The organism is Streptomyces solincola (assembly GCF_002982015.1).
Lineage (GTDB): Bacteria > Actinomycetota > Actinomycetes > Streptomycetales > Streptomycetaceae > Streptomyces > Streptomyces solincola.
The window spans coordinates 1-9,255 of record NZ_PVLV01000093.1 but is presented as its reverse complement, the minus strand read 5'-3'; the positions used below and the strand labels follow the sequence as shown (position 1 = coordinate 9,255).

Genomic DNA, 9,255 nt, shown 5'->3' with positions numbered 1-9,255 from the left:
CCCGGAGCGGGCCGCCCGGAACCGGACGCGGGCAGACCGGCGGGTGAACTTCAGCCGTCCGGCCGCCTGCCGACGAACCGTCACGGACGGAAGGGTGCCGGCGTCAGCACCGCGGACGTCAGCGGTGCCGGGTCAGCCAGTCGCGGGCGAAGTCCACCGCCCCGGGCAACTCCACCAGCCTGGCCGCCGCCGCGCCGACCCGCCCGGAGCGCACGAGGTCCGGCCGTCCGGCCTCCAGCTCCGCGCCGAGCGCGCCGAAGTCGCCGTCGGCCAGGGCCACGTCCTCGTACTCCCACCAGCGCCGCCCCGTCGTCCCCGCGCGCACCACGCAGCGGTAGCTGCGCCGGGGCGGCGCGGGCGTGCGGTACTCGGCCAGGTGAAAGGCGCTGCACGCCTCCCAGCCGGTGCCCAGCATCAGCACCCGGGCCCCCAGTTCGTACAGCCGGGCGAGGGGTGAGTCCTCGCCGAGGTGGTTGTCCGCGCGGTGGCCGGAGAGCACCTTCTCGGCGTACGGGCCGAGTGCGGCGAACGAGGTCTGCGGGTGTCGGCTGCGCAGCGCCCCCGGGACGGCCCGTACCAGTTCGGGGAAGACCCCGACCCCGTCGGACGGTGTGGTGTCCGGGTCGTACGGCTCCATCGCCGCGCGCACCGCACGCACCTGCTCCGGCGTCAGACCGCGCACCCGGTCCCGGTAGGCGGGGGAAGTGTCGGAGTTGCCCGCGGTGAACGCCGGCACCACCAGCGTGCCGTGCGGCCCGAGTGCGCCGAGCAGCGCGCGGAGCACCCCGTCCCCGCGCCCGGCCACCGGACCCACGGCCCGCAGCGAGGAGTGCACCAGCAGCACGTCGCCGGGCTCGACGCCCAGCAGGCCGAGGTGCGTGCGCAGCAGACGTTCGCTGTGGACCGGGGCCCCTGTCACCCTCACCCGCGCCATGGTAGGGGCCGTGCGGCCGCCACCGGACCGCCGGAACCGGCCGCCTGGCGACGGCGCGAAGCCGGCGCTCACCGGCCGGGAAACGCCCGGAGCACGCCCGGCCGCCGGCCTCCCGCCCCCGGCCGCCGGCCCCCGGCGCAGTCAGGGGCCCTCCGCTCAGCCGCCGGCCCTCGGCGCAGTCACGGTTCCTCCGCTCAGTCGTCGCCCTCCGCCAGCAGCGCCGCCGCGGCCGCCGGATCGTCCTGCGCCGGTCCGGCCGGCACCCAGTGGCCGGCGGTCCGGCGCAGCGCCCACCAGCGGCGGCCGTCGCGGTCCGGCCGCAGTCGGCCGCCCGGCACCGCCCACTGCCCCGCCCCGGCCGCCCGCGGAACCGGGTGGTCGCCGTCCGGCCAGGCCGCGGCGAGGGCCCGCCCGGCGGCGTCCGCCTCCTCCGGTGTCGGCGTCCTCGCCTGCTCCAGCAGCCACAGCGCGTCCACGCCGCCCCCGGCCCGCCAGGTCTCCGCGGCCGCCGCGAGTCCGTCCGGCCCCCGGTCGGTTCCGGCCGCCAGCCGCTCGCGCACCGCTGCCGGAAGGGGACGCTCGGCCTCGGCGGCCATCCGGACCGCGTCCTCGCCGGGCGTCAGCACCGGCTCCGGCGGGCGGCCCGGACGTCCGGGGGACAGGGCCTCCGCCAGCATCCGGTACGCCCGGCCCGCCGCGTCCGCCGCCAGCGCCTCCAGTGCCACCGGATCGACGCCGTCCCCGGGCGGGGTCGCCGTGTCCAGCGACAGCGGCCCGCCGGGCGCACCGGGCAACACCGGCGGGGGCGGCAGCGCGGGCAGGATGTCCCGGGCGGCGAACGCCTCGTCGGCCCGCACCCTCTCCTCGTGCGCGGGCGCCTCCGGCGTGCGGCCGGCCGCCGTGCGGCGCTGCACCTCCGCCAGCAACCACCGCTCGCCCCGGCCGCGCAGGAGCAGCAGCACGAACGGGTCCTCGTCCAGCAGTCGGGCGACCGCGTAGCACAGCGCCACCGTGTGCGGGCAGTGGTCCCAGCCGCCGCAGGCGCAGTCGGCCTCCAGATCGCCGATGCCGGGCAGCAGCTCCACCCCGGCCGCCGCCGCGTCCTCCACCAGCCGCGGGGGCATGTCCCCCTCCAGCAGTGCCGCCACATGACCGGCCTGCTCCGCCACCACCGTCAGCAGCCTGTCCCAGGCGGCGTCGTCCAGTTGCGGGCAGAGCACGTCGCCGCGCACGGGCGTGCCGTCCGGGTCCCGCACCACCGCGGTGATCCTTCCGGGCCGCACCGACACCGCGCCCACCGCGCCCGCCCGCACCTGCCGGCGTCCGCGTTTGACCTGCTGGGTGTCGAGCGCCGAGTCCTCCAGCGCCTTCAGCCAGGCCCGCCCCCACCAGGTGCGGGCGAACCCCTGCCCGGCCGCCCGCCGCACCGCCGCGAAGGTCCGCTCCTCCGCGCGACCGAAGCCGGTCCCGTCTTCTGCCCCGTGCCCGTTCTCGTGCCCGTACCCGTCGCTCATCGTGCCTCTCCCCGCCAGGCGACCAGCTCCGCCAGCTCCGTGTCGGTCAGTTCGGTCACCGCGTCCTCGGCCGGACCCAGCACCGCGTCCGCCAGTCGCTGCTTGCGCCGCAGCATCAGGGCGATCCTGTCCTCCACCGTGCCCTCGGCCACCAGCCTGTGGACCTGCACCGGGCGGGTCTGCCCGATCCGGTACGCCCGGTCGGTGGCCTGCGCCTCCACGGCCGGGTTCCACCAGCGGTCGTAGTGCACGACATGCTCGGCCCGGGTCAGGTTCAGTCCGGTGCCGGCCGCCTTCAGCGACAGCAGGAACACCTGCGCCCGGCCGTCCTGGAAACGCTCCACCATCGCCTCGCGCTCCGGCACCGGCGTACCGCCGTGCAGGAACTGCACCGGCACGCCCCGCCCGGTCAGATGGTCCAGCAGCAGCCTGCCCATCGCCGTGTACTGGGTGAACACCAGCACCGACGCGCCCTCCGCGAGAATCGTGTCGAGCAGCTCGTCGAGCAGTTCCAGCTTCCCCGACCGGCCGGCCGACGCCGTCCGCTCCTCCTTGAGGTACTGGGCGGGGTGGTTGCAGATCTGCTTCAGCGCGGTGAGCAGCTTCACCACCAGCCCGCGCCGCGCGAAACCGTCCGTGCCGGCGATCTCCGCCAACTGCTCGCGGACCGCCGCCTCGTAGAGCGCGGTCTGCTCGGCGGTGAGCGGCACCGGGTGGTCGGTCTCCGTCTTCGGCGGCAGCTCCGGGGCGATGCCCGGGTCGGACTTGCGTCGGCGCAGCAGGAACGGCCGCACCAGCGCGGCCAGTTGCTCGGCCGCCGCCGGATCGGCGCCGGCCTCGACCGCCCTGGCGTAGCGGCGGCGGAACGTGCCGAGACGGCCCAGCAGCCCCGGCGTGGCCCAGTCGAGCACGGCCCACAGCTCGGAGAGGTTGTTCTCCACCGGGGTGCCGGTCAGCGCCACCCGGGCCTTCGCCCCGATGGTCCGCAACTGCCGGGCCGTCTGCGAGGAGGCGTTCTTCACGTGCTGCGCCTCGTCGGCGACCACCAGCCCCCAGCCGACGCCGCCCAGCCTCTCCGCGTCCGACCGCATGGTGCCGTACGTGGTCAGGACGAACTCCCCCTCCGCGAGCCCCGCCAGCTCCCGGCCGGCCCCGTGGAAGCGGCGTACCGGGGTGCCGGGCGCGAACCGCTCCACCTCGCGCTGCCAGTTGCCCATCAGGGAGGCCGGGCAGACCACCAGGGTCGGCCCCGCCGTCGCCGGATCGTCCCGCCGGTGCAGATGGAGCGCGATCAGCGTGATCGTCTTGCCCAGCCCCATGTCGTCGGCCAGGCAGGCCCCCAGGCCGAGCGAGGTCATCCGGTGCAGCCAGGCCAGGCCGCGCACCTGGTAGTCGCGCAGGGTGGCGGCGAGCGCCGGCGGCTGACCGACCGCCGCGTGCCCGCCCTCCGGGTCCGCCAGCAGGTCCCTCAGCTCCCGCAGCCGACCGGACGGTTCGACCGCCACCGGCCCGCCGTCCGCCTGGGCGGTCCCGGTCAGCGCCGCGCCGAGCGCCTCCAGAGCGGTGACCTTGCGCGGCCGCCGCTCGCGGGCGCGCCGTGCCTGCGCCGGGTCGACCAGCACCCAGCGGTCGCGCAGCCTCACCAGCGGCCGGGCGGACTCGGCCAGTCGGTCCAGTTCGGCGCGGGTCAGCTCCACCCCGTCCACCGTGAACCGCCAGTCGAAGCCCAGCAGCGCGTCCGCCGACAGCAGCGACGGCAGCCCCCCGCCGCCGGACGGCGTCTCCGGCGGCGGACCGACCACGGCGGTCGTGACCAGCCCCCGTGCCAGACCGGCCGGCCAGTGCACCTCCACACCCGCCCCGGCCAGCGCCTCCCCGGCCGGGCCGAGCAGCTCTGCCACCTCCTCGTCGGCCAGCTCCACCGCGTCCGGCACGGCCGCCGACAGCAGCGGCGACAGGGCCGGCCAGGCCCGCGCGGCGCGGCGCAGCGCCGGCAGCGCGTCCAGGGCGGCCCCCGGCCCGAACCCCTCGGGCGCGCGCCCGGCCCACACCTCGGCGGCGTCCGCCACCAGCGCGGGGTCGCCGGCCGCGTGCAGTCGGAGCACCGCGCGGAACAGCGGCCGCCGGCCCTCCGCTTCCGCGCCCGCGCCGCGGGCCTCGACCCGCAGCGAGAGCCGCACCCCGGCGTCGTGTCCGGCGGCCACCTCCGCCGCCCAGGCGCGCAGCCCGGTCGCCCGTGCCGGCCCGGCCGCGGTGAAGAGCGGACCGCCGGCCACGGTGAACAGCGGACCGCCGGCCGCGAGCGGGGCCGCGGGGGTCCGGGGCAGGGCGTCGGCGACGGCGTCGAGGAAACCCCGCAGCAGCGGTTCCGGTTCCGGCAGCAGCACCCCGCCGTCCGGAGCGCTCCCGGCCGGTACGGCATGGGCGTCGGGCGGCATCGAGGCGGCGAGCCGGCGCACCGCCGTCAGGTCGGCGGCGGTGAGCGGCCCGGCCCGCCAGGCGTCATGGCCGCTCGGGCTCAGACCGGGCAGCAGCAGCCCGCGAGCCGCCACGTGCAGCGCGTTCAGCGCGGCGGCGGCCCAGAAGGCGAACGACGGCGAGACCTCCTCGTCCCACCGGCCCCGGGTCAGCAGGGGTACGGCGTCCCCGACCGGCACGACCAGCGCCGGGACCGGTCGCACCCGGGCGTCGGGACCGACCAGGGTCAGTTCCTCCACCCGCCCGGCGCCGCCGGGGGAGAGGGACGGCGGTCGCCGGTCCGCGGGTGGGACGAAGGCGACGCGTCCGGTGCGGGCGGGGTCACCGGGCAGGAAGACGGCGGAGCAGCGGGCGAGGCTCGGCACAGTGCGGTCAGACTCCTCAAACTTGACTAGTCGAGTGATCGACGGCCGAGGGTACTGCATACGGCGATGGAGCGCGGCCCGCGCCGGTGTGAGCCCGGCCACAGCGATACGGCGTGGCGGCGCGGCACCGGGAACCGGCGCGGCCGGCCGTGCGTTCTCGGAGCAGACAGCCGCCGGCCTGCTCAGGGCCCGGCCGATGGAGGAGAGGTTCCGACATGTCGATCAGAACGAAGGTCGTCATCGGGGGCGTGGCGGTGGGCCTGCTCCTGTGGCCGCTCATCGGCTTCTGGTTCGCCCTGCTGGTCGTCGTCGGCGTGCCCGTCGTCGCCTATCTCGCCCTCGACCCGAGCCAGCGGCGCCGGCTCCGCCGGCTCGACGAGCGCAGGCAGCTCGGCCGCTGACCGGCAGCCCGGTCCCGTACGTCTGAGTCCCGCCGTCCCGGGGTACCCGCCGGTCCGGAAACGATCAGCGGCCAAGGAGTGACCATGGAGGACAAGCGGCTCGACGCCGCCGGCGAGACCGGTGACGCGATCCCGAGGGACATGCCCGACAAGCAGGCGGGCGAGGGCGACGACCACTGGGACGCGGACCTGACCGAGGCGGCGTCGGGAAGCGGCGACTCCGAGGAGGACGAGCAGGCCTCCGCCGAGGACGCCCCCGCCGACGACACCTCCGAGGCCGCCGCCGAAGAGCCGAGCGGCTGACGGCGGCTGGCGTCCGGCTGCACGCCGGCCCGGCCCGCGGACGCGCGCGGCGCGCTACGCGGGCCGGACCGCCATCGTGTCCAGGGCCGCCAGCAGGCCGGGCAGCCTGGGGCCGCGGCCGAGCGGGACGACCTTGCCCGGCAGCTCGTCCAGCAGCACGAACGCCATGTCGTCCGTGCGCGCCACCAGCGACCAGCCCGGCCCGTCGGCCCGCAGCGCGCGGGCGCCGCCCGGCGCGAACGCCGAGCGCACCCGCCCCGGAGGCGGCGGCTGGACCAGGTAGCCGCGCAGCTCCTCGATGACCCGCCCGAGGACGTTCGACCCGCCCGAGGCGGCATCCCCGGGCCCCGTGGTGGCCTCGGGCGCTGAGGTGGTCCCGGCTCCTGTGGCGGTCCCAAGCCCCGCATCGGCCTGGGGTCCTTCGGTGGTCCCGGGTCCTACAGTGGCCCCGACTCCCGCGGTCGTCCCGGGCTCTGAGGCAGATCCGGGTCCCGCGGCGGTCCCGGCTTCCGCGGTGGTCCCTGGCTCCGCGTGGGCCCCGCGCCCCACAGGGGCCCCGGCTCCTGCCGCTGCACCGGGCCCTTCTGCGGCGGCCGGGCCGCTTGTACGGGCGGTACCGGTCGTCGTACGGGCGGTACCGGTCGCAGCGGCGGCACTTGCCTCGGCGGGCGGGGCGGTTTCCGGCGGGGGGTTCGCCGAGTCCGTCCCGGCGGCGTCCTCGGAGAGGGCGGCGCGCCAGTCCGCCCAGTGCCGGGCCACGTCGTCCGCCCCGAGGCGGCGCTGGGCCGGGCCCCACACCGAGGTGTCCGGCGGCGTGAGCGGTTCCGGTGCGCCCGGCTCGGGCGGCGGGTCGTGCGGGTCCGGCAGTCCGGGCGCGGCCACCGCGAGCGCCAGCGGCCAGCCCGGCAGGGCGGCCACCATGCTGCGCTCGTCGGGGGAGAGGCCGTACTCCATCCCGCAGTCCCAGGTGGCGATGGCCACGGCCACCAGCGACACGTCGTCCACCACCACCGTCCAGCGGGCCCCGGCCCCGTCCTGGCCGAACACCAGGCCGTAGCCTTCGGGGTGCGGCTCCAGTCCCAGCGCCGCGCACGCCTCCGGGTAGTCGTCGCCCAGCACGGTCGGGAACTGCGCGGGCGTCAGCAGCGCCGCGGTGAGGACGGACAGCGCGTCCTCGGCGTCGGAATCCGCCTCCAAGTGCCCGGTCTCGGCCATGGCGTCCTCCCCGCGTCCCGCTCGTCCGGTGATCCGTCGGCGCACCTTAACCAGTGGGTAACCTCCGCGTCGAGAGTCCGGCGACCCCTGACGGACCGAAACCCGCGGCCCTGCCGCGCCCGCCCCCGGGGAGGCGGGAGGCGTCAGCGGGCAGGCAGCCCCAGCAGCTCCCGAGCCACCGTCTGCGGGTCCTGCCCGCGCTCCCGCGCCAGCGCGAGCACCGCCCGGCAGGCCAGCTCGCGCACACCGAACGCGAGCGCCTCGGGCGACACCCAGTCCTCCGCCTCGGCCGCCCGCGCCCGGTCGTCGCCGGCGCACGCCGCCACATGGACGGCGGCCGCCTCCAGCAGGTTGGGCGGCCGGGCGCCAGGGCGGCGCGCGGCCGGGCCGGCGCCGGAGCTCCGGCGGGAGGCACGGGTACGGAGACAGCTGCGGAGTTCACGCCACATGGGGGCCGCCTCTCGGGTACGCCGGCGGAACGGGCTCCTGCCAGGGGGTCGGCCGCGTCGGCCACCGCCCCACGCCGGCCCCCTCCCCTCCACCATAGGGCGACCGCTACCGGCGCGGCACCGGGCCGAGGGTGCGGGAGGCGACGGCCAGGAAGCGGTCGTCCTCGTCGGCGTACGACAGCAGCCGCCAGCCGGAACCCGCCAGCAGCGGACGGAGGTTGGCCTCCGCGCGCAGGTCCTCCGCGGTGAGCGGGCGCCCGTGCCGGGCGGCCAGCGCGGCGCGACCTAGCGGGTGGAACAGCGCGAGCGACCCGCCCGGCCGGACCACCCGGGCCAGCTCGGCCAGATCCTCGGCGGGGTCCGGCAGGTGGGAGAGGAGCCCAGCCCCGAAGACGGCGTCCAGCGCTCCGTTCCGCAGCGGCAGCCGGGCCACGTCCGCGAGCAGCAGCTGCGCCTCGGCGTCCCGGCCGGCCCGCACGGCGGCCGCCAGCATCGCCGGCGTCAGGTCCGCGCCGAGCACTGTGCCCCGCGGGCCGACCGCCGCCCGCAGCGGGGCCAGTGCCCGGCCCGTCCCGCAGCCCGCGTCCAGCACCGCGTCCCCGGGTCGCAGCCCCAGCTCCGCCACGGCCGCGGCGAACCGGGACCCGTCTTCGGGGAAGCGGTCGTCCCACCGCGCGGCCCGCGCGGTGAAGAACTCCCGCACCCGGCCCTGGTCCCGTACCTCGTCCCGCGGCGGCGGTGGCTGCTGTGCGTCGTCCATGCGGCCATGCTGCCGTACCGCATCCGCGTTGCCTCCGGCACCGGTGCGTTCACCCGTGCGGCTCCGTATGGGACGTGGACCGCCGGGCAGACGGGAGCTGCCGGGCCGTGGTCCTCCAGGCACGACCCGGTGGGAGAGGGATAGGGAAAGGGAACGCACGGCCGCAGCCGGACCCCGAGTCGACTGCGGCCGTCGCGTCCGGGCGCGACCACGTCCGGGCGCGACGACGGGAAGCCGCGCCGCCCGGAGCCGGTGAGCCGGCGCGCCACCGGGTGCCTCCCGGCCGCCCCCGGATCCCCGCGCTACGCCGATCGGCTGGAAATCGCCCCGCATGAAGCGCGGACGCCGGGGTAACCGCGCCTCAACGGTCCCTACGGGGGACGGCGGGGCCGTTACCGGCGAGGGAGGGATGAAGCAATGGCGACGGCGGCGACGGCCTTGCGGCAGACGGCGACCAGGGAGAGCGGAGTCACCGACCTGCCCCGGGTGGCCGACCCGAAGCGGATCGCGCCGAGGGACGCCCGCGCCCTGTCGAAGCTGTTCTTCGAGCAGCTCGCGGTGCTGGAGGAGGGCACCCGCGAGTACCAGTACGCGCGCAACACCCTCATCGAGATGAACATGTCCCTCGTCCGCTACGCCGCCGGCCGCTTCCGCAGCCGCGGCGACGAGATGGAGGACATCGTCCAGGTCGGCATGATCGGCCTGATCAAGGCGATCGACCGGTTCGAGCTCACCCGAGAGGTGGAGTTCACCAGCTTCGCCGTCCCCTACATCGTCGGCGAGATCAAGCGCTTCTTCCGCGACACCTCGTGGGCCGTGCACGTGCCGCGCCGCCT

At 77.2% G+C, this 9,255-nt stretch carries 9 protein-coding genes; 3 read left to right on the top strand and 6 right to left on the bottom strand.

The genetic code is table 11. The features are described from left to right. Positions 1–118 precede the first annotated feature (118 nt). The 3 genes from C6N75_RS06890 to C6N75_RS06880 form a co-directional block, all read right to left on the bottom strand. Positions 119–934 carry an aminoglycoside N(3)-acetyltransferase gene (locus C6N75_RS06890; protein WP_105867956.1) on the bottom strand — a complete coding sequence of 272 codons (816 nt, stop codon included), beginning with the start codon at positions 932–934 and terminating at the stop codon, positions 119–121. A 194-nt stretch (positions 935–1,128) separates the two neighbouring features. After that, positions 1,129–2,448: an SWIM zinc finger family protein gene (locus tag C6N75_RS06885; protein ID WP_105867955.1), complete on the bottom strand. Its 1,320-nt coding sequence runs from the start codon at positions 2,446–2,448 to the stop codon at positions 1,129–1,131. Continuing rightward, positions 2,445–5,351: a DEAD/DEAH box helicase gene (locus tag C6N75_RS06880; protein WP_105867954.1), complete on the bottom strand. Its 2,907-nt coding sequence runs from the start codon at positions 5,349–5,351 to the stop codon at positions 2,445–2,447. Before C6N75_RS06880 ends, C6N75_RS06885 begins: the two co-directional genes overlap by 4 nt. Positions 5,352–5,506: 155 nt before the next feature. On the opposite strand from C6N75_RS06880, the gene C6N75_RS06875 reads away from it, so the two are divergent. After that, a complete protein-coding gene (locus C6N75_RS06875; RefSeq protein WP_105867953.1) occupies positions 5,507–5,692 on the top strand; it encodes a hypothetical protein in 186 nt (61 codons plus the stop codon). Between the two features lie 84 nt (positions 5,693–5,776). Further along, entirely contained in the window at positions 5,777–5,995 is a 219-nt protein-coding gene (locus C6N75_RS06870) for a hypothetical protein (RefSeq protein ID WP_105867952.1), read from the top strand. 54 nt (positions 5,996–6,049) lie between these two features. On the opposite strand, the gene C6N75_RS06865 is transcribed toward C6N75_RS06870, so the two are convergent. The 3 genes from C6N75_RS06865 to C6N75_RS06855 form a co-directional block, all read right to left on the bottom strand. Then, positions 6,050–7,210: a hypothetical protein gene (locus tag C6N75_RS06865; protein WP_105867951.1), complete on the bottom strand. Its 1,161-nt coding sequence runs from the start codon at positions 7,208–7,210 to the stop codon at positions 6,050–6,052. A gap of 143 nt (positions 7,211–7,353) precedes the next feature. After that, the gene (locus C6N75_RS06860; RefSeq protein ID WP_181160376.1) at positions 7,354–7,659 is read right to left on the bottom strand and encodes a hypothetical protein; all 306 of its coding nucleotides are present in this window, start codon (positions 7,657–7,659) and stop codon (positions 7,354–7,356) included. 106 nt (positions 7,660–7,765) lie between these two features. Next, the gene (locus C6N75_RS06855) at positions 7,766–8,419 is read right to left on the bottom strand and encodes a class I SAM-dependent methyltransferase (protein ID WP_105867950.1); all 654 of its coding nucleotides are present in this window, start codon (positions 8,417–8,419) and stop codon (positions 7,766–7,768) included. Between the two features lie 417 nt (positions 8,420–8,836). Here C6N75_RS06855 and C6N75_RS06850 point away from each other — a divergent pair. Continuing rightward, on the top strand, positions 8,837–9,255 hold a 419-nt coding region (locus C6N75_RS06850; RefSeq protein ID WP_146132501.1), incomplete at its 3' end, for a sigma-70 family RNA polymerase sigma factor.

Coding starts and splice junctions, on each gene's coding strand:
- C6N75_RS06885 (WP_105867955.1), bottom strand. CDS start 2,448: ATGAGCGACGGGTACGGGCACGAGAACGGGCACGGGGCAGAAGACGGG.
- C6N75_RS06860 (WP_181160376.1), bottom strand. CDS start 7,659: ATGTGGCGTGAACTCCGCAGCTGTCTCCGTACCCGTGCCTCCCGCCGG.
- C6N75_RS06855 (WP_105867950.1), bottom strand. CDS start 8,419: ATGGACGACGCACAGCAGCCACCGCCGCCGCGGGACGAGGTACGGGAC.
- C6N75_RS06890 (WP_105867956.1), bottom strand. CDS start 934: ATGGCGCGGGTGAGGGTGACAGGGGCCCCGGTCCACAGCGAACGTCTG.
- C6N75_RS06870 (WP_105867952.1), top strand. CDS start 5,777: ATGGAGGACAAGCGGCTCGACGCCGCCGGCGAGACCGGTGACGCGATC.
- C6N75_RS06875 (WP_105867953.1), top strand. CDS start 5,507: ATGTCGATCAGAACGAAGGTCGTCATCGGGGGCGTGGCGGTGGGCCTG.
- C6N75_RS06880 (WP_105867954.1), bottom strand. CDS start 5,351: ATGCAGTACCCTCGGCCGTCGATCACTCGACTAGTCAAGTTTGAGGAG.
- C6N75_RS06865 (WP_105867951.1), bottom strand. CDS start 7,210: ATGGCCGAGACCGGGCACTTGGAGGCGGATTCCGACGCCGAGGACGCG.